Source organism: Streptomyces sp. NPDC056734, assembly GCF_042790455.1.
GTDB lineage: Bacteria > Actinomycetota > Actinomycetes > Streptomycetales > Streptomycetaceae > Streptomyces.
This window is the reverse complement of the sequence record NZ_JBHTZD010000009.1, coordinates 207,986-232,224: the sequence shown is the minus strand read 5'-3', so window position 1 is coordinate 232,224 and position 24,239 is coordinate 207,986. Positions and strand designations below refer to the sequence as shown.

18 protein-coding genes and 2 tRNA genes are annotated in these 24,239 nt (G+C 70.3%); 11 read left to right on the top strand and 9 right to left on the bottom strand.

The annotated features are described in order from the left end of the window. Positions 1–215: 215 nt before the first annotated feature. The 3 genes from ACFRFC_RS16285 (at position 216) to ACFRFC_RS16275 (ending at position 5,761) form a co-directional block, all read left to right on the top strand. The gene (locus tag ACFRFC_RS16285; RefSeq protein ID WP_382685298.1) at positions 216–3,566 is read left to right on the top strand and encodes a metallophosphoesterase; all 3,351 of its coding nucleotides are present in this window, start codon (positions 216–218) and stop codon (positions 3,564–3,566) included. A gap of 136 nt (positions 3,567–3,702) precedes the next feature. Then, on the top strand, positions 3,703–5,064 hold the full coding sequence (locus ACFRFC_RS16280; RefSeq protein ID WP_382685295.1) for a hypothetical protein: 1,362 nt from the start codon (positions 3,703–3,705) through the stop codon (positions 5,062–5,064). Between the two features lie 85 nt (positions 5,065–5,149). Further along, positions 5,150–5,761 (top strand): YdeI family protein, encoded by a 612-nt coding sequence (locus ACFRFC_RS16275; RefSeq protein ID WP_382685292.1) that lies wholly within the window; start codon positions 5,150–5,152, stop codon positions 5,759–5,761. Positions 5,762–5,830: 69 nt separating this feature from the next. Here the strand turns inward: ACFRFC_RS16275 and ACFRFC_RS16270 are convergent, their stop codons facing one another. Next, on the bottom strand, positions 5,831–6,379 hold the full coding sequence (locus tag ACFRFC_RS16270) for a YceI family protein (protein ID WP_382685289.1): 549 nt from the start codon (positions 6,377–6,379) through the stop codon (positions 5,831–5,833). A gap of 485 nt (positions 6,380–6,864) precedes the next feature. On the opposite strand from ACFRFC_RS16270, the gene ACFRFC_RS16265 reads away from it, so the two are divergent. Together ACFRFC_RS16265 and ACFRFC_RS16260 are read left to right on the top strand one after the other, a co-directional pair. Next, positions 6,865–8,460 carry an acyl-CoA carboxylase subunit beta gene (locus tag ACFRFC_RS16265; protein ID WP_382685286.1) on the top strand — a complete coding sequence of 532 codons (1,596 nt, stop codon included), beginning with the start codon at positions 6,865–6,867 and terminating at the stop codon, positions 8,458–8,460. A gap of 56 nt (positions 8,461–8,516) precedes the next feature. Then, positions 8,517–8,714, top strand: coding sequence for an acyl-CoA carboxylase subunit epsilon (locus ACFRFC_RS16260; RefSeq protein WP_382685283.1), 198 nt, complete (start codon positions 8,517–8,519; stop codon positions 8,712–8,714). 162 nt (positions 8,715–8,876) lie between these two features. Here ACFRFC_RS16260 and ACFRFC_RS16255 read toward each other — a convergent pair whose 3' ends face one another. The 8 genes from ACFRFC_RS16255 to ACFRFC_RS16220 all read right to left on the bottom strand — a co-directional run bounded on the left by ACFRFC_RS16255 (position 8,877) and on the right by ACFRFC_RS16220 (position 19,812). Continuing rightward, positions 8,877–9,467 (bottom strand): ATP/GTP-binding protein, encoded by a 591-nt coding sequence (locus tag ACFRFC_RS16255; RefSeq protein ID WP_382685280.1) that lies wholly within the window; start codon positions 9,465–9,467, stop codon positions 8,877–8,879. Then, the gene (locus tag ACFRFC_RS16250; protein WP_382685277.1) at positions 9,448–10,020 is read right to left on the bottom strand and encodes a DUF742 domain-containing protein; all 573 of its coding nucleotides are present in this window, start codon (positions 10,018–10,020) and stop codon (positions 9,448–9,450) included. The genes ACFRFC_RS16255 and ACFRFC_RS16250 overlap by 20 nt, the downstream gene beginning before the upstream one ends. A gap of 103 nt (positions 10,021–10,123) precedes the next feature. After that, positions 10,124–10,537: a roadblock/LC7 domain-containing protein gene (locus ACFRFC_RS16245; RefSeq protein ID WP_004983065.1), complete on the bottom strand. Its 414-nt coding sequence runs from the start codon at positions 10,535–10,537 to the stop codon at positions 10,124–10,126. Positions 10,538–10,547: 10 nt separating this feature from the next. Next, the gene (locus ACFRFC_RS16240) at positions 10,548–13,955 is read right to left on the bottom strand and encodes a nitrate- and nitrite sensing domain-containing protein (RefSeq protein ID WP_382685273.1); all 3,408 of its coding nucleotides are present in this window, start codon (positions 13,953–13,955) and stop codon (positions 10,548–10,550) included. A 375-nt stretch (positions 13,956–14,330) separates the two neighbouring features. Further along, positions 14,331–14,921 carry an ATP/GTP-binding protein gene (locus tag ACFRFC_RS16235; RefSeq protein ID WP_382685270.1) on the bottom strand — a complete coding sequence of 197 codons (591 nt, stop codon included), beginning with the start codon at positions 14,919–14,921 and terminating at the stop codon, positions 14,331–14,333. After that, complete coding sequence (locus ACFRFC_RS16230) at positions 14,902–15,297, bottom strand: DUF742 domain-containing protein (protein WP_355744051.1); 396 nt, start codon at positions 15,295–15,297, stop codon at positions 14,902–14,904. The genes ACFRFC_RS16235 and ACFRFC_RS16230 overlap by 20 nt, the downstream gene beginning before the upstream one ends. A 111-nt stretch (positions 15,298–15,408) precedes the next feature. Further along, positions 15,409–15,822 (bottom strand): roadblock/LC7 domain-containing protein, encoded by a 414-nt coding sequence (locus ACFRFC_RS16225; protein WP_020128762.1) that lies wholly within the window; start codon positions 15,820–15,822, stop codon positions 15,409–15,411. 9 nt (positions 15,823–15,831) lie between these two features. Then, positions 15,832–19,812 carry a nitrate- and nitrite sensing domain-containing protein gene (locus ACFRFC_RS16220; protein ID WP_382685267.1) on the bottom strand — a complete coding sequence of 1,327 codons (3,981 nt, stop codon included), beginning with the start codon at positions 19,810–19,812 and terminating at the stop codon, positions 15,832–15,834. 606 nt (positions 19,813–20,418) lie between these two features. Here ACFRFC_RS16220 and ACFRFC_RS16215 point away from each other — a divergent pair. The 6 genes from ACFRFC_RS16215 to ACFRFC_RS16190 all read left to right on the top strand — a co-directional run bounded on the left by ACFRFC_RS16215 (position 20,419) and on the right by ACFRFC_RS16190 (position 24,123). Further along, complete coding sequence (locus tag ACFRFC_RS16215; RefSeq protein ID WP_382685264.1) at positions 20,419–20,604, top strand: hypothetical protein; 186 nt, start codon at positions 20,419–20,421, stop codon at positions 20,602–20,604. Positions 20,605–20,760: 156 nt separating this feature from the next. Further along, positions 20,761–21,546, top strand: coding sequence for a fumarylacetoacetate hydrolase family protein (locus tag ACFRFC_RS16210; RefSeq protein WP_382685261.1), 786 nt, complete (start codon positions 20,761–20,763; stop codon positions 21,544–21,546). Beyond that, entirely contained in the window at positions 21,539–23,020 is a 1,482-nt protein-coding gene (gene gltX, locus ACFRFC_RS16205; protein WP_382685258.1) for a glutamate--tRNA ligase, read from the top strand. The genes ACFRFC_RS16210 and gltX overlap by 8 nt, the downstream gene beginning before the upstream one ends. 94 nt (positions 23,021–23,114) lie before the next feature. Further along, positions 23,115–23,846, top strand: a complete 732-nt coding sequence (locus ACFRFC_RS16200) for an HAD family hydrolase (protein ID WP_382685255.1) — start codon at positions 23,115–23,117, stop codon at positions 23,844–23,846. Between the two features lie 90 nt (positions 23,847–23,936). Then, a tRNA-Gln gene (locus tag ACFRFC_RS16195) sits at positions 23,937–24,008 on the top strand. A gap of 42 nt (positions 24,009–24,050) precedes the next feature. After that, positions 24,051–24,123 (top strand) — tRNA-Glu (locus ACFRFC_RS16190). The last annotated feature ends 116 nt before the right edge of the window (positions 24,124–24,239 follow it).

The following is a 24,239-nucleotide window of genomic DNA, read 5'->3' as shown; positions in this document are numbered from 1 at the left end:
CTGCGTCTCCTCGGCATGTCCGTCCCTGCCCCTTCTTGCTGATCCTTGCGGCACGAGGCATGGTATGCGCCACTCGGCCCGGTGTCTCACGTGCCGTCAAGAAGGGCGTCCGGCATAGGCAGTTGAGGGCCTCAAGGGTGCTTGACTGCCTCCCTGAGGGGCAAGGGCCCGCTTAAGCTGTTCCGACGCGTCACCAGGCAAGCCGGGGGTGTTCCGTGCGCATCGTCCACATCAGTGATCTGCACGCCAGAGACGAGTGGGGAGCCGACCAGAACAAAGTTCTGCGGGCATTCCTGAAGGACGTGGCCGAAAGGCATCGGCAGACGCCCGTCGACTGTGTGGTCTTCAGCGGCGATCTCGCCTTCGCCGGCAAACCCGGACAGTTCGCCCTGGCCCGGAAACTGCTCCTGGACCCGCTCCAGGAACTGCTCGGCCTCGACCGGGACCGGATGATCCTGGCGCCCGGCAACCACGACGTCGACATATCCCGCATCGAGGAGTTCCAGGAGGCCGGACTGCGGGCCATGCTCACCGACCGGGACAAGGTCAACCGGTTCCTCGACCGCGGGAACCTGATGTCCCACCTGGACCGGCTGGCCGCCTGGGTGGAGTTCACCGACGCCTACTACGCCGGCACCTCCGTCGAGCGCCTCTCCCCGCTGCTCACCCTGCACCGCTTCACCGCCGCCGGCACCGAGGTCGCCGCCGCCTGTCTGACCTCCTGCTGGCGGGCGACCGGCGCCGGTGACGACGCCGACCGGGCCCATCTCATCGTCGGCGACCGGCAGATGACCCACGCCGCCGACGCCCTCGGCGACGCGGGGCTCAAGCTCGCCGTGATGCACCACCCGGTGGACTGGCTCGCCGAGTTCGACCGCGGCGACGTACGCCGCGAGCTGGGCCGCTTCGACGTGCTGTGCACCGGACATGTCCATGTGGTCGACCCGGCGGGCATCGCCGGGAAGACCGGCACCCTCATGCACAGCGCCGCCGGGTCCCTCTTCCAGTGGCGGGACTATCTCAACGCCTACAGCGTCATCGACGTACGCAGCGCCCAGGACCCGCGCGCCTACACCGTGCACGTGCGCAGCTACTACGACGGCCGCGACGCCTTCGACGAGGGCCGCAACGCGGTCGCGGAGGGCCGCCTCGACATCGACTTCACCCCGCTCGCGCGCCCGGCCGACCCCACCACCTCCACCACCGGGTCGGCCACGGCCCCCACCACGGCCCCCACGGCGACGCAGGCCGCCGCACCCGCCGGGCCCGGAGCGGAGCCCGCCGCCGGTGAGACCCCGGTCGCCGAAGCCCCCGTCGGAGGGACCCCCGATGCCCCCGAGGGAGAGGCCCCGGCCGCCGATCCCCCCGTCGCCCTCACCGCCGCCGACCTCGCCGCCGAGTCCCTGGTGGACGCCGTACGCGAACGCTCGCTGATCCTCGGCCCGGAGCGGGAGCAGCTGCCGATGGAGGGGCTGCTGGTCCCGCCGGTGCTGCTGCGGGTGAGCGTCGACCAGTGGATGGCGTTGCAGGACCTGGAGGAGGGCCGGGTCAGCGCCGACGAGATGATCGAGAGCCTCGGCGAACACCGCCACTTCCTGATCGTCGGCGACGAGTACACCGGCCTGACCAGCGCCCTCCAGTGGCTCGCCCACGCCGCCTACCGGCGCGAGCCGCAGTATGTCCCGGTCGTCGTCGACTTCACCGCCGTCGAGAACGGGCCGAGCGGCGTCGAGAAGGAGATCCGCAGACAGCTCGCGGGCGCGGGCATCGCGCTCGGCCGGCGCGACGAACTGCCCCTGCTCGCCCTCGTCGTCGACAACATCGACCCCCGCTCCGAGAAACGCCTGCGGCACCTGCTGAAGTTCCTCGCCCTGCACCCGCGCGACCTCGCCTTCCTCGGCTGCCGTACCACCGCCTCGCACCGCGTCGCCGACGCCATGACCGCCGAGGGCCTCCCCGCCCGCACCCGGCACATCGGCCCCTTCGGCCGCCGTGAGCTGCGCGCCCTGGTCCGGCTGCTGCGCCCCGACGAGTCCGAGGCCGACGTCAACGCGATGCTCGACCTGCTGACCCGCGGCGGACTGCCCCGCACCCCGGTGATGCTGGCCGCGCTGCTGTCCACCGCCGGACAGCAGGACTGGACGACCGGGGCCAACAGCACCGCCATCCTGGAGTCCTACCTGGGCCTGCTGCTGGGCCGGGACGACCCGCGCGTCGACCGCCGCTTCGAACTCGACTTCCTGGCCCTGCGCGACATCGTGGCCTGTGTCAACGAGCACCTCATGCTCACCGGCAAGGACTCACTGCCCCGGATGGAGGCCGAGCAGTATCTGCTGGACTACTTCAAGGGGCTCGGCTGGTCCGAGCCGTCCGGTGTCGTCCTCGACGCCCTCATACACAAGCGGATCCTCACCGAGCGCGACGGCGTCATCCACTTCTGCCAGCCCATGATCCGGCCCCTGCTCGCCGCCTACCGGATGGACGAGTCCACCGAGCTGAAGGAACGGGTGCTGGCCGCCCCGCTGCGGCACGCCCAGGTCATCCGGCACACCGCCGCCCTGCGCCGCAACGACGCCGATCTGCTGAGCACCACCGCCGAGGGCTTCCGGGCGCTGCGCGAACGCCTCGGCGACGGCGGCAACGACCCGTTCTCCGTGCTGGCGACCAAGGAGGGCTGGCTGGAGGACGCCGAAGCCGTCCTCGACGACTTCTTCCCCGCCGACCTCGCCTACGAGTCCGGCAGCCCGCCTCCCGAGGTCCCCGGCGAGTTCCGGGTGATGATGGACGACCTCCAGGACCAGGCCGACGCCATGCAGACCCTTGCCCAGGACCAGCGCCAGGGCGCCGGCTTCAGCCCCACCGAGTTCGAGGCGTACGTCGAGGCGCTGGACCTGCTCGCCGATGTGCTGCGCAGCAGCGAACTGGTCCGCAACCTCGACCTCAAGCGCCAGACACTGCGGCTGTGCCTGAACGGCTACGGGGTGCGCGCCGCGCTGATGGCCGCCGAGTGGAGCAACCGCGACGGCCGCAGCGTCTTCCGTGAGTCCCTCGCCGAGGTCCTGGAGCGCCAGGAGATCTCCGAGGAGGAGTTCGAGAGCTTCATGGGCCGGGTGGAGCTGTATTCGCCGGTCCTGTCCTCCTACTGGGCGCTCTCCCAGGTGCTGGCCAGCGGCAAGCTGTCCCGGCTGACCGGCGAGGCGCTCGGCGAGGGCGAGTTCGTCGAGCAGCCGGGACAGGCGCTGATGGCGGTGCTCCTGATGCGGCACATGGGCGACCGGGACTGGGTCCGGCACGCCTCGGCCGTCGTCAAACGGCACGGCGAGCGGGAGGTGATCGGCGAGATCCTGCGGCTGTTCGCGTTCACCAGCTATCTCCAGCCCGACCTCGGCAAGGACGAACTCGGCCTGCTGGAGACCCTGTTGTGCGACATCGCCGTGCACCGCAAGGAGTTCCCGACCGGCCCCGCCCGCAACTACTCCCGCAACCAGATGGTCCAGGGCATGCGCCAGCGCCGCCTCCAGTCCCTGCAACGCGGCGAGGAGTTCGCCATCGCGCAGGGGATGTGACCCGTGTGGGCTCCGCCCAGCGGGCCCGCACGCTCAATCAAGGCATTTAAACCCAGACATTTAAATCAAGGCGTGATCTAAGGTGTGAGGGTGCGAAAGGTACCTGTTTCCTGGCCATTCGGGTACTTTCGAACGTATGAAGGGCACGCGGGTACGGGATGTCGTCCGTCTGCTGATCGTGCCGGTCGCCGCCGTGCTGGCGGTCCTGGTGGGCGCGCCGGGCGCCCACGCCGCCACCGATCTCTCCAAGGTCGCCGAGTCGCTGCGCGAGGGGCCGGTGTACGTCGACCCCGCAGCGACGGGCATCCTCTCCGACTCCGACGCGCGGGCGCTCGCCGACAAGATCGAGGCGGCGGACAAACCGGTCTTCGTGGCCGTCCTGCCGGCCGGTTACCCCACCCAGAACCTCTTCGAGAACCTTCGCACCCAGACCGGCATCACCGGCCTCTACGGCATCCGGCTCGGTGACCGGTTCGACGCCCGCGCGGACAGCAGCGTGATGAGCCAGCGGGGCGTCACCAACCTGGTCACCGCCGTGCAGAGCGCGGGCGACGCCAAGGCCCAGCTGAACGACTTCGTGGACGACGCCCTGCGCAACGTCGGCGGCACCGCCCCCAGCAGCTGGAGCCAGGGCGGTGGCGGCGACGGCGTGTCGGCCACCGGCCTGATCACCCTCGGCGGCGTCCTCGCGGCCGGCGGGGTGACCGCGTACGCCCTGGTCCGGCGTAACCGCACCCGCCATGAGCAGGAGCAGCGGGCCGCCCTTGAGAAGCTGGCGGTCGTCGTGGACGAGGACATCACCGCCTTCGGCGAGGAACTCGACCGGCTCGATTTCCACCCCGCCGAGCCCCGCGCCGACGACGCCATGCGCGCCGACTACGAGCGTGCCCTGGACGCCTACGAACAGGCCAAGTCCCTGATGTCCGCCGCGACCCGCCCCGAGGACGTGCGCGCGGTGACCCAGGCCCTGGAGGACGGCCGCTTCTCGCTCGCCCTGCTCGCCGCCCGCCGCGAGGGCACCCCGCTGCCCGAACGCCGCCCGCCCTGCTTCTTCGACCCGCGCCACGGCCCGTCCGTCGCCGACGTCACCTGGACCCCGCCCGGCGGCGCCACCCGCGAGGTGCCGGTCTGCGCGGCCGACCGCACCCGGCTGGAGGAGGGCGAGCCACCGCAGATCCGTGAGGTCGAGACGGCGGGCGGACGCCGCCCGTACTGGGACGCCGGACCCGCCTACGGCCCCTGGGCCGGCGGCTACTTCGGCGGCGGCCTCCTGCCCGGCCTGCTCCTCGGCACCCTCCTCGGCAGCGCCATGGCCACCCCGTCCTACGCCGCCGACTACGGCTCCGGCTACGGCGACTTCGGCGCCGCCGGCCACCAGGGCGGCGAGGTCTCGGGCGCGGACTTCGACCCCGGCGACTTCGACGGCGGCTTCGGCGGGGGAGGCGACTTCGGGGGTGGCGGGGGGTTCGGCGGGGGTGACTTCGGCGGAGGGTTCTGAAGCACCGAGGTGCCGAAGCACCGAGGTGCCGAAGGAGCCCCGTATAGGACCGCTTCTGTCCTACTCCCGCCCTACGGTGGCGTCCATGACGACTCCGGACGGCACCACCCCGCTCCCCTTCGCCTCCGTCGACGCGTTGGACTCCTGGCTCGCCGGGCATCCGGCGCCGTATCCAGGGCTGTGGGTGAAGGTCGCGAAGAAGGACTCCGGCGTGCCCTCGGTCAGCTGGGAGGACGTCAATGACGTGGCCCTGTGCCATGGCTGGATCACCGGTCAGCGGCGGTCGCTGGACGAGACGTACTACCTCCAGCGCATCACCCCACGCCGGCGCGGCAGCCAGTGGTCGATGGTCAATGTGCGCCGGGTGGCCGAACTGGAGGCGGCGGGCCGGATGCGGTCCGCCGGTCGTGCCGAGGTGGCGGCGGCCCGGGCGGACGGCCGCTGGGCGGTGGCGTACGAGTCACAGCGCAACGCGACCGTGCCGGACGACCTGGCGGCGGCGCTGGAGCGCAGTCCCGGGGCCCGGGCGGCCTTCGACCGGCTCGGCAAGACCGACCGGTTTCTCGTCGGCCTGAGGCTGCAACGGACCCGTACCGCGCGCGGGCGGGCGTCGCGGCTGGCGGCGGAGGTGGCGCGACTGGAGGCCCAGGGGACCACGGAAGCCATGGAGGCCGAGGAGACCACGGAGGCCGAGTAGGGGGGGACACGCGAAGGCCGCCCCGGAGGGCGGCCCGCGACCGGCGGTCGAGCGGCGGTGAGTTGGCGGTCAGGCGCTCTTGATCGCCGAGATGTCGAAGTTCAGCTTGATCTTGTCGGAGACCAGGAAGCCGCCGGTCTCCAGCGCCGCGTTCCAGGTCAGGCCCCACTCCGAGCGCTTGATCTCGGTCTTGCCCTCGAACCCGACGCGCTCGTTGCCGAACGGGTCCTTGGCGGCGCCGTTGAACTCCAGGTCGATGGTGATCGGCTTGGTGACACCGAGGACGGAGAGATCGCCGGTGATCCGGTAGTCGTCGTCACCGACGGCCTCGGCCCTGGTGGAACGGAAGGTCATCGTCGGGAACTCGTCGATCTTGAAGAAGTCCGAACTCTTCAGGTGGCCGTCACGGTCGGCGTTGCCCGTGTCCACGCTCTCCATCTTCACGTCGATGGCCGCAGTGGACTTGGCCGGGTCGTCGCCGTCGAGGTGCAGCGTGCCGGTGAAGTCGAGGAACTTCCCCTTGACGTTGGTCACCATGGCGTGCCGGGCGGTGAAGCCGATGGTGGTGTGGGCGGGGTCGAGGGTGTACTCGCCGCTCACTGTGCTGAGGTCGGTCATGGCGTGCTCCCTGGGACAAGGCGGCCGAAGCCGTTCGGTCGAATCGGTGGAACCGGTTGAATCGATCGGGTCGATCGGGTCGATCGGTCGAATCAGTTGAATGTTCAAGGATTCCTGTGATGCTGACCCTAGACCCATTCGGTTCAAGTTTCAACATCGAGGGGGGTGTGTTGCGCATCCTTGTCTTCTGCTTGCCTGTGCGTGCCCTGTTGTGTGCTCGTCGGGGGTTCGCTGTCTGCTGGAAGCGTGCCGCACAAACCGCCCCCGGACGCCCCGCATCACTCCGGCGACGGCATGCCGCCGACCGGAATGCGGGTCGGCACTCGGGTGACCCCTTTGTGCGACCCCCACAAGGCCCACGCCGTCTGAGCAGTCGGAACGCCTGCATAACGGTGAGGTTCTGTTCAGTGGTACCAGGAAAACGGGCCGGAGACTGTACGGAGTCGACGGCTCGCTTTCCTTGGCGGAGTTCGTAAGGTCGCTACATGACCGTTTTGGAAGAGACGACGGGTGATCCCACCGGCGAGCCGACGGACGCGCGCGGGCGCGTCGCCGAGCTGCACGAGATCCGTGCGCAGGCGGTCGCCGGGCCCAGCGAGAAGGCGACCGCGGCACAGCACGCCAAGGGCAAGCTGACCGCCCGGGAGCGCATCGAGCTGCTGCTGGACGCCGGGTCCTTCCAGGAGGTCGAGCAACTGCGCCGGCACCGCGCGTCCGGCTTCGGCCTGGAGGCGAAGAAGCCGTACACGGACGGTGTGATCACCGGCTGGGGCACGGTCGAGGGCCGTACGGTCTTCGTCTACGCGCATGACTTCCGGATCTTCGGCGGCGCGCTGGGCGAGGCCCACGCCACCAAGATCCACAAGATCATGGACATGGCCATCGCGGCCGGTGCCCCGCTGGTCTCCCTCAACGACGGCGCGGGCGCCCGTATCCAGGAGGGCGTGAGCGCGCTCGCCGGCTACGGCGGCATCTTCCAGCGCAACACCAAGGCGTCCGGCGTCATCCCGCAGATCTCGGTGATGCTCGGCCCGTGCGCGGGCGGCGCGGCCTACAGCCCCGCCCTCACCGACTTCGTGTTCATGGTCCGCGAGACCTCGCAGATGTTCATCACCGGCCCGGACGTCGTCAAGGCGGTCACCGGCGAGGAGATCACCCAGAACGGCCTCGGCGGCGCGGACGTGCACGCCGAGACCTCCGGCGTCTGCCACTTCGCGTACGACGACGAGGAGACCTGCATCGCCGAGGTGCGCTACCTCCTGTCGCTGCTGCCGCAGAACAACCGCGAGAACCCGCCCCGGGTCGAGGCCACCGACCCCGTGGACCGCCGCAGCGAGGTGCTGCTGGACCTGGTCCCGGCGGACGGCAACCGGCCCTACGACATGGCGAAGGTGATCGAGGAGATCGTCGACGACGGCGACTTCCTGGAGGTCCACGAGCGCTGGGCGCGGAACATCATCTGCGCCCTGGGCCGGATCGACGGACAGGCCGTCGGCATCGTCGCCAACCAGCCGCAGGTCCTCGCGGGCGTCCTGGACATCGAGGCGTCGGAAAAAGCTGCGCGCTTTGTGCAGATGTGTGACGCTTTCAATGTCCCGATCATCACGTTCCTGGATGTCCCCGGCTTTCTGCCCGGGGTTGACCAGGAGCACGGCGGAATCATCCGCCACGGAGCGAAGTTGCTGTACGCGTACTGCAACGCCACCGTGCCGAGGATCTCCCTGATCCTGCGTAAGGCGTACGGAGGTGCGTACATCGTCATGGACAGCCAGTCCATCGGCGCCGACCTCACCTACGCCTGGCCGACCAACGAGATCGCCGTGATGGGCGCCGAAGGTGCCGCCAACGTCATCTTCCGCCGGCAGATCGCCGGTGCCGAGGACCCCGAGGCCATGCGGGCCCGCATGGTCAAGGAGTACAAGTCGGAACTGATGCACCCGTACTACGCGGCCGAGCGCGGTCTGGTCGACGACGTCATCGACCCCGCCGAGACCCGTGAGGTGCTGGCCAGGTCCCTGGCGATGCTGCACACCAAGCACGCCGACCTGCCGTCCCGCAAGCACGGCAATCCCCCGCAGTAACCAAGCGGACCCTCCGCGGCAACCCCGCGGACCCCTCTCCCACGGAGACTGAAGCCATGAACTCCCCTGACATCCGCGTCGAGAAGGGCCATGCCGAGCCCGAGGAGGTCGCCGCCATCACGGCGATCCTGCTGGCCCGTGCCGCCGTCCACTCCGCCACCCCGGCGGCGCCGGCCCACAACGGCCCCGCCCGCGCGGCCTGGCGCCGCCTGGAGCGCGAGCCCGGCTTCCGAGCCCCCCACAGCTGGCGCTGACCCACCCGCCCAACGCAAGGGCCCCTCTCCACCAGGAGAGGGGCCCTTCCGTTCTTGCTTCTGTCTTTGGTCTTTTAGGGGCGCGGGGAACTGCGCGACCAACCACGAAGTACCCGCACCCGGCACACAACCGAGCGCGGCACCCCATCGGCCGAGTCACACCTACCTCAGCCGAGCCATCAACGCATGCTCGACCAACGTGATGAGCGTCGACTTCGCATCGGCCCGATGCCGCGCATCCGTGATGATGATCGGCGTATCCGGCCCGATCTGAAGAGCCTCCCGCACCTCGTCCGGCGAATACGGCTGATTCCCGTCAAACCCGTTCAGCGCGATGACAAAAGGCAGCCCGCTGTTCTCGAAGTAGTCGACAGCCGGGAAGCAGTCGGCGAGCCTCCGGGTGTCGACCAGCACGACCGCGCCGATCGCACCGCGCACGAGGTCGTCCCACATGAACCAGAAACGGTCCTGTCCGGGCGTACCGAACAGGTACAGGATCAGATCCTGGTCGAGCGTGATCCGGCCGAAGTCCATTGCGACCGTGGTGGTCGTCTTGTCCCCGGTGTGGGTGAGGTCGTCGATGCCCGCTGACGCGGACGTCATGACGGCCTCGGTGCGCAGCGGGTTGATCTCCGAGACGGCGCCGACGAACGTGGTCTTGCCCACGCCGAAGCCGCCCGCCACCACGATCTTCGCGGAGGTGGTGGAGCGACTCTGAGCAACCTGCCCTCCGCTAGAGCTTGCGAAGTCCACTGAGCACCCTTTCGAGCAGTGTCACGTCTGGCTGGCCGCCGGCGTTCTCGTCGCCGCCGGGCTGATGGATGGCTACCAGTCCCGCCTCCGCCAAGTCGGCGACGAGGATCCTGGCCACGCCGAGGGGGATCGAGAGCAGCGCCGATACCTCGGCCACCGACTTGATCTCCCGGCACAGGTTGCAGATCCGCTGATGCTCGGGCAACTGCCCGTGCAACTGGTGCGGAGCCGCGGTGGTGTGCACCAGCGCCTCGATGGCGAGCTGGTACCGCGGCCTGGTGCGACCGCCCGTCATGGCGTACGGGCGCACCAGGGGGTTGTTCATCGACCCGGCGGGCGCCGGCTCAGGGTGACGGCGCTGCGGCTGCACGGGCTGGATGCGCGGGGCACCCGGCTGACCGTACGGCGAGTGACCTGGGCCCTGGGGTGCGTACGGCTGCCGGTGGCTGGGGGTGGAGGGAAAGTTGTACGGGTTCGCGGAACCGTCGCCATGCCCCTGGCCGGGGCCGTACGACCAATTGTCCGAGAACGAACCGCCTGGGGATGTTGCCACTTTCTCCTCCTCCGACTGTGCCTCTGTGCCGGGGCACCCATCGCTGTGGAGCCGCGTCCCGAAACCTTACGGCCACGGGACCCGAAAACGCACCGTCTGTCTGTTAGTTGAGCAGGCTCCCCTGGAGTTCCGCCCGGAGATCCGGCGTCAGCACCGTGCCCGCCCGGTCGACCAGCAGCGCCATCTCGTATCCGATGAGACCGATGTCCGCCTCCGGGTGGGCCAGCACCGCGAGCGAGGATCCGTCGGAGATGGACATGATGAAGAGAAAGCCCCGCTCCATCTCCACGACCGTCTGATTCACGCTGCCGCCCTCGAAGATGCGCGAGGCACCAGCGGTCAGCGAGGTCAGACCGGAGGCGACGGCCGCGAGCTGGTCGGCGCGGTCGCGGGGAAAGCCTTCGGACATCGCCAGAAGGAGTCCGTCGGCGGAGACCACCACCGTGTGCGACACCCCGGGGGTGTTGTCCACGAAGTTGGTGATCAACCAGTTCAGGTTCTGTGCCGCCTGGCTCATCGGGCTCACACTAACGCTCCTGGTTGTAGGTGCTGTCAGGACCACCGTGCTGCTCGCTGGTGGCCTGGCCGTTCTTGTCGCTTCCTGCACTGCGTCCCCGCTGGACCCCCCGGCGCAGGTTGCTCAACCTGCCCCGGACGTCCTCGGGGGCGCGGGAGACCTGTGCGCCGCCCTGCGGGGTGGTCTCCGCGGCGCCCTCGACCAGATTGGCCTTGGGCACCCGCCGCGGCAGACCGGAGGAGGTGACTCCACCCGCCTTGGGCTTGCGGAGCTGCGCGGCCTGCTGCCAGCGCTCGTCGTTCGCCGAGCGCCAGCTGTCCTGGGCCGTGCCGTTCGCCGCGGGAGCCGTCGCCTCCCGGTTCATGGGACGACCCGCGCCCGCGCCGCCGGCGGAGGAGCCGCGGCGCGGAAGTCCGGCGTCGGTCAGCTCATGCCCGGGGGAAGGGGCCGGTCCCGGACGTTCGAAGCCTACGCTTTCCCGTTCGGCCGCGTCAGCGACCTGCACGGATTCCGCTTCCGGAGCGTACTGGTCCGGATAGCCGTTCCGGTAGCCGCTCGGCTGGGGCCAGTCGTCCTGGTAGGACCGCTCCTCCTGGTAGGGCTGCTCCTCGTGGGCGTAGGACTGCTCTTCCTGGGCGGGGTAGCCGTTCTGCCCGGTGGGCTGCGGCCCGCTCTGCGGCTGCTCCGGGTAGGCGGTGTCCGGGTAGGCGGTGTCCGGGTAGCCGCCGGACGCCGGGTAGCCCTCGCCGCGCGGCAGGTCACCGTTCGGCGCGAAGTACTGCTCGTCGTACGCAGGCTGCTGCGGTACGAAGGTGTCCTGCTGTCCGGTGTGGTCGAGCTGCCCGGTGCCGTTGCCGTCGTAACCGGCGGCCGTGATGCTGTACCCCGGGGTGCCGGTGGCGTCTCCGTTGCCGTAGGACTGCGGCCGCGGCTGCTGCGCGCCGAGTTCGTCGTACGCCGGAGTGTTCTGTCCGGGCTGCTGGGACTGCGTCTCCGGGGCCGGGCGGCGCTCGTCGCCCACCGGGGAGCGGCCGGCCGGGTCGAGGTCGCGTGGATCGTCGGGGGTCTCGGTGTAACGGCTGTCGTCGAAGCCGAGGTCGGCGGCGGTGAGCTGCGGTTGCGGCTGCGCCTGCTGCGGCCGGCCGAAGCCCTCGCCGCCGGGGAAGCCCTGCCCCGGTTGACTCTGCCCCGGGAGGTTCTGCCCGGGGACGCTCTGCCCACGGAAGCCCTGCTCCGTGAAGCCCTGCTCCGGCGTGTTCTGCGCCGCGAAGTTCTGCTCGGGGATGATCTGCGGGACCGTGAACTCCTCGCGCCCCAGCGGGACCTCGCCGCCACCGCCATGGGTGATGGCGTCCGGGAGCATGACCAGCGAGGTGGTGCCGGCCTGCTCGCCGGAGGGGCGCAGCTGGACCCGGATGCCGTGCCGGTCGGACAGCCGGCCGACCACGAACAGGCCCATGCGCTGCGAGATCGCGGCGTCCACGGTCGGCGGGTTGGCCAGCTTGTGGTTGATGTCCGCGAAGTCCTCGGCGGTCAGGCCGATGCCCTTGTCATGGATCTCGATCATCACGCGGCCGTCGGGCAGCCGGGTCGCGGTGACCTTGACCTTGGTCTGCGGGGAGGAGAACGTGGTGGCGTTCTCCAGCAGCTCGGCCAGCAGATGCACCAGGTCGGTCACGGCCCGGCCGTGGATCTCGGCCTCGGGGACGCCCTGGAGTTCGATGCGCTCGTACTGCTCCACCTCGGAGGCGGCGGCGCGCAGCACGTCCACCAGCGGGACCGGCTGGTCCCAGCGGCGGCCGGGTTCCTCGCCCGCGAGGACCAGGAGGTTCTCGCCGTTGCGGCGCATCCGGGTGGCCAGATGGTCCAGCCGGAAGAGATTCTCCAGCTGGTCCGGGTCGGCCTCGTTGTTCTCCAGGTCGGTGATCAGGGTCAGCTGGCCCTCGATCAGCGACTGGTTGCGGCGCGAGAGGTTGGTGAAGATCGCGTTGATGTTGCCCCGCAGCAGGGCCTGCTCGGCGGCCAGCCGGACGGCCTCGCGGTGCACCTGGTCGAACGCGCGGGCGACCTCGCCGATCTCGTCGGTCGAGGTGATCGGGATCGGCGCGACCCGGGTGTCCACCCGGCCGGGGTCGGTGCGCGAGAGCTGGTCGACCAGCATCGGCAGCCGCTGCTCGGCGATGCCGAACGCGGCGTTGCGCAGCCGGCGCATGGAGCGGCTCATCTGGCGGGCCACCATGCCGGCCAGGATGAACGCGGCGAGCAGCGCGACGACAACGATGGCGCCGGTGACGATGGCGTCCCGTCGCGCGTTGTCGGCCACGGTCGCGGCCTCGGTGACCGCCTTGTCGACGAGTTCCTTCTCGATCTGGTCGTAGCCCTCGAACTTGGCGGTGGCCACGCCCAGCCAGGTGGTGGCGGTGACCCCGCGCTCGTCCAGCGCGTCGGTGTCCAGACCGCCCGCGATGCCCTGGAGCATGGTGTCCGCGAGCGGCATCGGGGTGTAGACCCCGCCCTGCGTGGACGTCCCGGCGTCGACGGCCTCTCCCTGGTCGCCGACCTCCTCGCGCTTCTCGGCCATGACGGCGTTCAGCCGCTCGACGTCCACGTCGTCGGCACCGGAGACGAACTCGTTGACCGCGATGCCTTCGAGGTAGCGGTAGGAGGCGAGGGAGATCTGCTGCTGGGCGGCGACGGTCTCCTCCTCGGCCGGGCGCACCAGCAGATGCATGCCGATCGCGCGCTCCAGCGAGGCGGCGGCCTTCGCGAGCGAGATGGCGTAGACATTACGGCCGTAGACGGTGACGTTTCCGGTGCCGAGGCCGAGTTCGTTGGCGAACTCCATCAGCGAGTGCTGGACCGCGACGTAGCCCTCTTCGGTGGCCGTCGGGTCCATGGCGGGGGTGTAGGCGCGCTCCCGCAGATCGGCGAGCTTGGTCTCGTTGGAGCGGAACAGTTCCATCCGGCGGTCGAGGCGGGCGGTGCTCGGCAGATCCTGGGCGACCTGGTCGAAGTTCTGCTTGGCGGCGTCGGTGTCGGCGCGGAGCTTCTTGACCGCGTCCGTCTCGCCCTTGCCGGTGAGCAGATCGGCGGCGGACAGATCACGCTCGTTGAGCAGCGCCTGGCCGTACTCGTCGGCGGCGCGGACCAGGAGCGCCACCTTGTGCGCGTCCTCGGCCTCCTGCCAGGTGCCGATCGAGCTGTTCACCTGGAAGCCGCCCATGACGAGCCCGACCAGCACGGGTATGAGCAGGATCGCGTTCAGTCGGGTGGGCACCCGCCAGTTGCGCGGCGAGAGCCGGCCGCCGGTCCGGACAGGCGTGGCCGCTGCGGACACCGCGCCCGGCGCCGCTCCGCGCGGCGGCGGGGTGAAGTTGCCCCGGGCCGGTGGCTCGGGGCCCTTGTTGCTTCGCCTCACTCGACCAACAACCTCTCGGCGGTCGGCACCGTTGTCGTGCCGCAGTGTCTCAGAGCCCGTTCGCCATCGACGGGGAGTACGTCATTGACCGATGGGCAGTCCAGGCATTCCAGCACGTCATCCAGGACTCCTCCAAACATGGGGAACCCTGGATTCCAGGTGATGTAAGTCCCAGATAAAACGGTCATAAAGAGCGAGCCCCGTCAAAAGACGGGGCTGTTGTGCGCATAGCGACACCGCTCGGCAACGACGCGTTGCCGTACCACCCGATTCCTCTGCCGAAACGTTATGAACACCGAAGCCGACCGTGTCAAAGGCCACAGTCGGCTCCGAAATGTCTACGACAACTGCCCTGTGCGCCTGCGGACTTGAGGACTACCTCAGCCGCGCCATCAGGGCGTGCTCCACCAGCGTGATCAGCGCGGACTTCGCGTCGGCCCGATGCCGCGCATCCGTGATGATGATCGGGGTGTCCGGCCCGATCTGCAAGGCTTCCCGCACTTCATCGGGGCTGTAGGGCTGCTGTCCGTCGAATCCGTTGAGCGCCACGACGAACGGCAGCCCGCTGTTCTCGAAGTAGTCGACAGCCGGGAAGCAGTCGGCGAGCCTCCGGGTGTCGACCAGCACGACCGCGCCGATCGCGCCGCGCACGAGGTCGTCCCACATGAACCAGAAACGGTCCTGTCCGGGCGTACCGAACAAGTAGAGGATCAGATCCTGGTCCAGGGTGATCCGGCCGAAGTCCATGGCCACGGTGGTCGTGGTCTTGTCCCCGGTGTGGGTGAGGTCGTCGATGCCCGCTGACGCGGACGTCATGACGGCCTCGGTGCGCAGCGGGTTGATCTCCGAGACGGCGCCGACGAACGTGGTCTTGCCCACGCCGAAGCCGCCCGCCACCACGATCTTCGCGGAGGTGGTGGAGCGGCCCGGTGCCGCCGGCCCGGCACTAGAGCTTGCGAAGTCCACTGAGCACCCTTTCGAGCAGTGTCACATCGGGCGCACCGGTGGTCTCGTCGCCGCCCGGCTGATGGATGGCGACCAGCCCGGCCTCGGCGAGGTCGGCGACAAGGATCCGGGCGACGCCCAGCGGCATGGTGAGCAGCGCCGAGACCTCGGCCACCGACTTCACCTCACGGCACAGATGGCAGATGCGCTGGTGCTCCGGAAGGAGCCCCATGAGCGCTGCCGGGTCGGCCGTGGTGCTGATCAGCGCCTCGATGGCGAGCTGGTAGCGCGGCCGGGTCCGGCCGCCGGTCATGGCGTACGGACGTACCAGCGGCTCGTTGCCCTCGTCCCCGTACGCCTCTGTGTACGGATCGTGAGGAGCGGTGGGCGGGGTCATGAATCCTCCGGGCGGGACAGCATGTGGGTCAGTCGTGCTATCTGACGAGGCCGGTGGGGGGAGTGTGACGGCCGGATGTCGATGTGGTGTGACGGGTGGATCCAGAGCCGGTCAGTGAAGCAGACTTCCCTGCAGTTCGGCACGCAGGTCGGGGGTGAGGACGGCACCCGCGCGGTCGACCAGGAGAGTCATCTCGTAGCCGACCAGGCCGATGTCGCACTCGGGGTGCGCGAGCACGGCGAGGGACGAGCCGTCCGAGACGGACATGAGGAAGAGGAAACCTCGCTCCATCTCCACCACGGTCTGCGCCACACTGCCGCCCTCGAAGATCCGGGACGCGCCGGCCGTCAGCGAGGTGAGTCCCGACGCGACCGCCGCCAGCTGGTCCGCGCGGTCGCGTGGAAAGCCCTCCGACATCGCCAGGAGGAGGCCGTCGGCGGACACGACGACGGTGTGGGACACCCCGGGGGTGTTGTCCACGAAGTTGGTGATCAACCAGTTCAGGTTCTGTGCCGCCTGGCTCATCGGGCTCAACTAACGCTCCTGCTGGTGAGTGGGGCTCGGGAAGCTGCCCGTCTGACCGGTGGTGCCACCGGCCTGACGGCCTTGCGCGATGCCCCTACGGAGGTTGGTCAGCCGGCCGCGCACGTCCTGGGGGGCGCGCGAGACCTGCGGACCGCTCTGCTGCGGCTGCTGCTGAGCCGTGCCCGGGACCAGGTTGGCCCGGGGCACCCGGCGTGGGAGGCCGGACGTCGTCACACCGCCCGCGGCGGGCTGCCGCACCCGCTCGGCACGGCGGACCAGCTCGTCATTGGGCGAGCTGCGCCAGGAGCCGCTGGCGGCGGGACGCTGCGGGGGAGCGGCCGGCGGCTCCTGCGGGGCGGGAGCGCCACCACCGTCACCGGCGGCGCGCTGCTCCTGCTGGCCGCGGAACCAGTCCGTCTCCAGCGTGTCGAACAGCGGCGTACGCCCGTCACCGGGCCCGGAGGCCGGGGGCAGCGCCTCCGGTTCACGGACCGGCCGCTGCGGGATCTGCGGGCGCTCGAACTGACCGGTGTGCTGCGGGCTCTGCGGTCCGCCCTGCGGTCCGCCCTGCGGTCCGCTCGGCCGGCCACGGTACTGCCCCGGCACGGCGTGCCGCCCCGTGTCCTCACGACCCGGCACCGGGAACTGACCCGAGGAGCCGCTGTCGTACCCCTGAGGTACGGGCGTCTGACCGGTGGAGCCGTTGTCGTACCCCTGCTCCCTGGCGAACTGCCCGGTGGAGCCGCTGTCATAGCCCTGCGGTACGGGCGGAGTCTGACCGGTGGAGCCGTTGTCGTACCCCTGGGGTACGGGCGTCTGACCCGTGGAGCCGCTGTCGTACCCCTGCGGCACCGGGGTCCGGCCGTCGTGGCTTTGCGGCGCCGGGGTCTGTCCGGGCGTACCGAAGACATCGGAGCGGACGAACGGCCCGCCCCCCGGACGCCCGCCACCCGCACCCGGCTGGGCGAACGGGTCGGCCTCGCGCGGGACGCTCCCACCGGGCCGCGAGAGGTGGCCGCTGTCCTGCGGGTCGCTCCCACCGGGCCGCGGGAACTGCCCGGTGTCCTGCGGGGCATCCGTACCGGGCCGCGGGAACCGGCCCGTGTCCTGCGGGGCGTCGGTGCCGGGCGCGGCGAACCGGCCCGCGTCCGGACCCGGGTACTGCGCGGTCGGCTGCGGCGTCCCCGCCTCGACGCGCGGCATCTCGGTGGTCGCGCCGGGACCCTGCCGGTCGTCCACCCGCGGCATCCGCGAGGTGCGCGCGCTGTCCGGCTCGTCATGGCCGCGCGGGGCGTCCAGCGAGGCCGGTGTCAGCGGGGGCTGCGCGTTCTCGTCGCTCCAGCCGGGCCGCTGCGCCGGGTTGCCACCGGGCAGCTCGGCCCGCGGCCCGCCGCGCGGCGGCAACTGCGGCTGACGCCCGCGCGATCCCTGACCGTCCCCGGCCCCACCCCGCTGCGGCAGTACGGGACCCCGCCCGCCGCCGAACATGTCCTGGCCCGGCGTGCCCGTACCGGCCGCCTGAAGTCCCTGCGGGGCCCCCTGCGCCTGACCGCCGAAACCGGCACCCGCCCCGGCGGGCTGCGGCCGGCCCTGCGGCCCCCGCGCTCCACCCGGCGCGGCGGATCCGCCCGGCCGCCCGCCCGGGTCACCGGGCAGCGCGGCGCGCGGCCCCTGACCGGGAGCGAGCCGGCCCGCGGTCGCGCCCGCACCGGCACCCACGGCCCCCGGCCGGCGGGCCGCGGCCACCCCGGCGGCGGCCTGCGCGGCGCCCGGACCACCGGGACCGCCCGGACCACCCGGGGCCCCGGGCTGACCGGGCTTGCCCTGCGGCCTCTTGCCGCCCTGGGCGACATCGACGGGCAGCATGACCAGCGCGGTCGTACCACCGGAGTCGGACGGGCGCAGCTGGATGCGGATGCCGTGGCGCTGGGACAGCCGGCCGACCACGAACAGACCCATGCGGCGGGAGACGGAGACATCCACGGTGGGCGGCGAGGCGAGCCGTTCGTTGATCGCCGCGAGGTCCTCGGGGGACAGGCCGATACCGGTGTCGTGGATCTCGATCAGCACCCGCCCGTCGGGCAGCGCGTGACCGGTGACCTTGACCTTGGTCTGCGGGGAGGAGAACGAGGTGGCGTTCTCCAGCAGTTCGGCGAGCAGGTGCACGAGGTCGTTGACGACCCGCCCGGCCACCTCGGTGGTGGGCACGGACGACAGCTCGATCCGCTCGTACTGCTCCACCTCGGACGCGGCGGCACGCAGCACGTCGACCAGCGGCACCGGGCGGGTCCAGCGCCGCCCCGGCTCCTCACCGGCGAGGACGAGGAGGTTCTCGCCGTTACGGCGCATACGGGTGGCGAGGTGGTCCAGCTTGAACAGCGAGGCCAGCTGGTCCGGGTCCGCCTCGCGCGACTCCAGCTCGGAGATCAGCGACAGCTGGCGCTGGATCAGGCCCTGGGAGCGGCGCGAGAGGTTGGTGAACATCGCGTTGACGTTGCCCCGCAGCAGGGCCTGCTCGGCCGCCAGCCGGACCGCCTCGCGGTGCACGTCGTCGAAGGCCGCGGCGACCTGGCCGATCTCGTCGCGCGAATGCACACCGACCGACTCCACGGACGTGTCGACGTCCTGCGGGTCGGTCTCGGAGAGCTGCTTGACCAGCTCGGGCAGCCGGTCCTGGGCCACCTTGGTGGCGGTCTCCTGGAGCCGGCGCAGCGAACGGATCATGGACCGGGCGACGACGAACGCGCCGACCAGCGAGACACCGAGGACGAGCAGGATCAGCGCACCGGAGATGTACGCCTCGCGCTCGGAGTCGCTGCGCAGCGTACGGGCGGTCTGCTCCAGGTCCTCCAGCAGGCCCCGCTCGATGTTGCTCATCTGCTGGATCTTGGTGGAGCTGTCGTCCAGCCAGTCCTGGTACGAGCGATTGGGCCGGTCGGCGAGACCTTCCGTACTGCTCAGCGCGCGCGAGGCGTAGGTGTCGGTCGCATCGATGATCGCGTTGCCCTCTTCGATGGGCTTGAGCAGTTCGGCGGCCGACTCGTCGCCGTAGATGCTGCGGAAGCTGCTCAGCTCCGAGGACTCGCTCTCCAGCGCGGACTCGGCGTAGAGCCGGTCGTTCTCGGAGAGGTCACCGGCGGTGGCCGTGTTCGCGGGCAGGGCCGCCGCGATCACCGCGCGCTGGATGGAGGCGTACTCCTTGGCCGAGGAGAAGGCCGCGAGGGTACGGGTGCGCGCGATCATCTCCGGGTTGCTGGTGGCCTCGGCCATGTCCTGGGAGAGGTCCAGCAGATGGCTGATCAGCCGGTGGTAGGCGTCGACCGTCTGGGTCGAGTTGTCCTCCGCCTCGTACGCGGTGTTGCGGATCCGGGCGAGGGTGCCGAGTTCGCCGACCAGGCCGACCAGGGTGTCGCGGACGCCTTCGAGGTTGCCCTCGCGGGCGGCGGTGTCGATGTCCTCCGAGGCGTTGACGAAGTTCTCGACGGCCCGGTCGGTCCTGTCCTGGAGTCCCTTGACCGTGACGGCGGCGGAGGTCGAGTCGTTCGCCAGCGGGCCGGCGGACTTGTCGCGCTCCTCCTGGAGCGCGGTGGCCAGCTCCGTGGCCTGCTTGGTCATGTCCGTCAGCAGCTGCATGTTGTCGAGCTGCTGCATGTCGTCCATCGACTGGTCGATACGCAGGGCGCCGAGGGAGGTGGCGGCGACCACGGGGAGGGTCAGCAGGGCCACCAGGCGGGTGGAGATGCGCCAGTTGCGCAGCGCTATTCGCGGGCCGGGGCCGGACGCCCCCTTGGGGGGCTTCGCCGGCGGGGCGGGCGCGGCGGGCGGGGTCGCGGTCGCGCGTCCGGGGCGTTCACCACCGTCCGCTGCGGGTGCGGTCCGGCCTGGGTTCTGGGCGTGCTGGGGCGAGGAGCTGACGGCCATCGGGCCAGTCCCGCCATGCGGCTCCGGCTTCGCCGAAGCGCTGCCATCCCTCTTGAAACGTCCCTGCACTAGCGTCGCAACCTCTGGACCAGGCGCCCTTCCGGGTGAGCGGACGGACGGTGTCGGCGTGGTCGGGAACGCCCTGAATACGTCCCCGCGTGGTCGTCAGTGACCGGCGCTGGCTCCCCCTCATCTCGCCGCCACTCGGCGCGCGTTCTGCGCCCCCTGCGCGCCGGCTCGATCCTGCGGCGGTCCGTGGAATTCCAGCACAGTGCCGCATCTCCAACAAGGCCAGTTGGTCAGGCTGTGACATCTGTGACTGCATGTGAGGGGCGGGTCACCGGGCGTGGGTCAATGTATCCCGTATATCGGGCATACCCGAGCGAGTCGCCTGTGGGCTCCGGGTGTCCCAGACGCCATGATCAGGAGCGGAATGCTCGCTTCGGTAAGTCAATGTCCGATTCATTACTGTGCGGTAGTAGGTGGGAATGTGTGGTTTTGGGGGTGACGTCGTGAGCAAACTCACATGTCGATCAGGAGGTCTTCGCCCCGTCGGAGGGGAATTGGATGTTTAGCCTGACGCTTTACAAGAGGTGACACTCTGACAACCCGGCGTACCCGAGGCGGCCCCGGCGGCCTCCGGCCGCCCGAAGACGACAAGGTCCCGGTACAACGGTGAAGACGACGATGATGTTCCGCCCGATAGCCAATCCGCGGCGCACGACGCTGGTGCACCTGGAGGACGCCGACGCCTTGCAGCCCCCGGAGCCGGAGCACCCCGTGGACCTCCCCACCCAGACCGCCAACCCCCGCCGCACGATCCTCATGGAGGCCCCGCCCTCCAGGACCCCGGCCATCTGAGCACACCCGAGGGCCGCCCCGGTTTCCGGGGCGGCCCTCGCGTTTCCCCCGGACCCCCTCACCTCGTCCAAATCGCCGCGCGAAGCCCGCCCCCCGTACCGGGATAGCCTGGGGTGTCAGACTTCGGACAGGTCAGGTGAGGGGCGCGAGGATCCCGTGCGTATCGCAAGGTTTTCCATCGACGGGAATGTCGCCTTCGGCGCGGTCGAGGGCGATCGGCCCGACCAGCTCGTCCTGGACATCATCAAGGGCATCCCGTTCGCGGACCACGAGCTGTCCGGCACGAAGGTCCCGCTGAACAAGGTGCGGCTGCTGCCGCCGGTGCTGCCCAGCAAGGTCATCGCCTTCGGGCGCAACTACGCCGAGCACGCACGGGAACTCGGCAACGAGGTGCCCGACGAGCCGTTCGCCTTCCTCAAGCCCTCCACCTCCGTCATCGGCTCCGGCGACGACATCCAGTACCCCTCCTTCTCCCAGGAGGTGCACTACGAGGCCGAGCTGGCCGTCGTGATCGGCCGGCTGTGCCGGGAGGTCCCGCGCGAACGCGTCCAGGACGTCATCCTCGGCTACACCTGCGCCAACGACGTCACCGCCCGGGACGTGCAGAAGCGCGAGAAGCAGTGGGCGCGCGCGAAGGGCTTCGACACCGCCTGCCCGCTCGGCCCCTGGGTCGAGACCGGCCTCGACCTGGCCACCGCGTCCGATCTGACCCTCCAGCTCACGGTCAACGGCGCCCAGCGCCAGCTCGGCCGCACCAGCGAGATGATCCACTCCATCGAGGATCTGATCGTCAACATCACCGAGGCCATGACGCTGCTGCCCGGCGACGTCATCCTCACCGGCACCCCCGCTGGGGTCGGCCCGCTCAACGTCGGCGACGAGGTCGCCGTCAGCATCGAAGGCATCGGCACTCTCACCAACAAGGTTGTCAAGCGTGGCTAGCGCACCCGCCCCCGTACGCGTCCGTTTCTGCCCCTCACCCACCGGAAACCCCCATGTGGGCCTGGTGCGCACCGCCCTGTTCAACTGGGCGTTCGCCCGGCACCACCAGGGCACGCTGGTCTTCCGCATCGAGGACACCGACGCCGCCCGCGACTCCGAGGAGTCCTACGCCCAGCTGCTCGACGCGATGCGCTGGCTCGGCTTCGACTGGGACGAGGGCCCCGAGGCCGGCGGCCCGCACGCGCCCTACCGCCAGTCGCAGCGCATGGACATCTACGCCGATGTCGCCCGGAAACTGCTCGACGCCGGCCACGCCTACCGCTGCTACTGCTCCCAGGAGGAGCTGGACTCCCGCCGCGACGCCGCCCGCGCCGCGGGCAAGCCGTCCGGCTACGACGGCCACTGCCGCGACCTCACCGCCGCCCAGGTCGAGGAGTACGAGGCCCAGGGCCGCACCCCGATCGTCCGCTTCCGCATGCCGGACGAGACGATCACCTTCACCGACCTGGTCCGCGGCGAACTGACCTTCACCCCGGAGAACGTCCCGGACTACGGGATCGTACGAGCCAATGGCGCCCCCCTCTACACGCTCGTGAACCCGGTCGACGACGCCCTCATGGAGATCACCCACGTCCTGCGCGGCGAGGACCTGCTCTCCTCCACCCCACGCCAGATCGCCCTGTACAAGGCGCTGATCGAGCTGGGCATCGCCAAGGGCATCCCCGCCTTCGGCCACCTGCCGTACGTCATGGGCGAGGGCAACAAGAAGCTCTCCAAGCGCGACCCCCAGTCCTCCCTCAACCTCTACCGCGAGCGCGGCTTCCTGCCCGAGGGGCTGCTCAACTACCTCTCCCTGCTGGGCTGGTCGTTCTCCGCCGACCGGGATGTCTTCTCCACCGAGGAGATGATCGCGGCCTTCGACATCGCCGATGTGAACCCCAACCCGGCCCGCTTCGACCTCAAGAAGTGCGAGGCGATCAACGCCGACCACATCCGCCTGCTGGATGTGAAGGACTTCACCGAGCGCTGCGCCCCCTGGCTGCGGGCCCCCTTCGCCCCCTGGTCCCCTGAGGACTTCGATGAGTCCCGCTGGCAGGCCATCGCCCCGCACGCCCAGACCCGCCTCAAGGTCCTCTCGGAGATCACCGACAACGTCGACTTCCTCTTCCTGGCCGAGCCGGTCTTCGACGAGGCGAGCTGGACCAAGGCCATGAAGGACGGCTCGGACGCGTTGCTGCGCACGGCCCGCGAGCAGCTGGACGCCGCCGACTGGACCTCCGCCGAGTCCCTCAAGGAGGCCGTCCTGGCCGCCGGTGAGGCCCATGGCCTCAAGCTCGGCAAGGCCCAGGCCCCGGTCCGCGTCGCTGTCACCGGCCGCACGGTCGGCCTCCCGCTCTTCGAGTCCCTGGAGATCCTGGGCCGGGAGAAGACCCTGACCCGGATCGACGCGGCCCTGACCAGGCTCGCCGCCTAGCACCCGTATCCCATGAGGGGCGGTACCCGGCGACGGGCGCCGCCCCTTCGCCGTTCGGGCCCCGGTCCCGGCCCCCGCGCGTTACCGTCGGATCATGAGCATCCGAGCCGTGGTCTGGGACGTGGACGACACCCTCTTCGACTACACCACCGCGGACCGGGCGGGCATGGCGAACCACCTGGCGGCCGAGGGGCTGCTCGACGCCTACGGCGGCACGGAGGCGGCACTCGTGCACTGGCGCGAGATCACCGACCGGCAGTGGGCCCGCTTCTCCGCCGGGGAGACGACCTTCGAGGCGCAGCGGCGCGACCGGGTGCGGGTGTTCCTGGACCGCGACCTCACCGACACCGAGGCGGAGACCTGGTTCACCCGCTATCTCGCCCACTACGAGGCCGCCTGGGCCCTCTTCCCCGATGTGCTGCCCGTCCTCGACGCCCTCGCCGCCAGCCACCGCCACGCGGTGCTCTCCAACTCCAGCCTCCACGTCCAGGACCACAAGCTGCGCGTCCTCGGCGTGCGCGACCGCTTCGAGGCCGTGCTGTGCGCCGCCGACCTGGGCGTCTCCAAACCCGAGTCCGCCGCCTTCTTCGCGGCCTGCGAGGCCCTCGCGCTGCCGCCGCACGAAGTCGCCTACGTCGGCGACCATCCGGAGATCGACGGACGCGGCGCGTTCGAGGCCGGGTTGCTGTCGGTGTGGATCGACCGGGCCGGAGCGCACCACGCCGGCGAGGTGCCCACGGGCGGCCATCGGATCGCCTCGCTCGCCGAACTCCCCGCGCTGCTCGGCGCGGATACCCGTTTTGGAGCCCCGTCCACCTTCGGGTAATGTTCTTCCTGCGCCGCCGGGGAGCGGGCCGAGAGGCCGGATCCAGCGGGGCGAACTAGAACAAGATCCCCGCAAGGGCTTGCGTTCCAGTGGCCTATGGTGTAATTGGCAGCACGACTGATTCTGGTTCAGTTAGTCTTGGTTCGAGTCCAGGTAGGCCAGCTCGCAGAGCTTATCTGCAACCCGCGGATCAGATCCGCACAAGCCCCCGTTGTGTAGCGGCCTAGCACGCTGCCCTCTCACGGCAGTAGCGCCGGTTCGAATCCGGTCGGGGGTACAGATCCTTCCCGCGATGACAGCAGGGTCGCTCCCGCTGATGTCGATGCAGGATCGCTAGGGCCCCCGTTGTGTAGCGGCCTAGCACGCCGCCCTCTCAAGGCGGTAGCGCCGGTT

Coding starts and splice junctions, on each gene's coding strand:
- ACFRFC_RS16280 (WP_382685295.1), top strand. CDS start 3,703: ATGAAGGGCACGCGGGTACGGGATGTCGTCCGTCTGCTGATCGTGCCG.
- ACFRFC_RS16275 (WP_382685292.1), top strand. CDS start 5,150: ATGACGACTCCGGACGGCACCACCCCGCTCCCCTTCGCCTCCGTCGAC.
- ACFRFC_RS16270 (WP_382685289.1), bottom strand. CDS start 6,379: ATGACCGACCTCAGCACAGTGAGCGGCGAGTACACCCTCGACCCCGCC.
- ACFRFC_RS16265 (WP_382685286.1), top strand. CDS start 6,865: ATGACCGTTTTGGAAGAGACGACGGGTGATCCCACCGGCGAGCCGACG.
- ACFRFC_RS16260 (WP_382685283.1), top strand. CDS start 8,517: ATGAACTCCCCTGACATCCGCGTCGAGAAGGGCCATGCCGAGCCCGAG.
- ACFRFC_RS16245 (WP_004983065.1), bottom strand. CDS start 10,537: ATGAGCCAGGCGGCACAGAACCTGAACTGGTTGATCACCAACTTCGTG.
- ACFRFC_RS16230 (WP_355744051.1), bottom strand. CDS start 15,297: ATGACCCCGCCCACCGCTCCTCACGATCCGTACACAGAGGCGTACGGG.
- ACFRFC_RS16225 (WP_020128762.1), bottom strand. CDS start 15,822: ATGAGCCAGGCGGCACAGAACCTGAACTGGTTGATCACCAACTTCGTG.
- ACFRFC_RS16200 (WP_382685255.1), top strand. CDS start 23,115: ATGAGCATCCGAGCCGTGGTCTGGGACGTGGACGACACCCTCTTCGAC.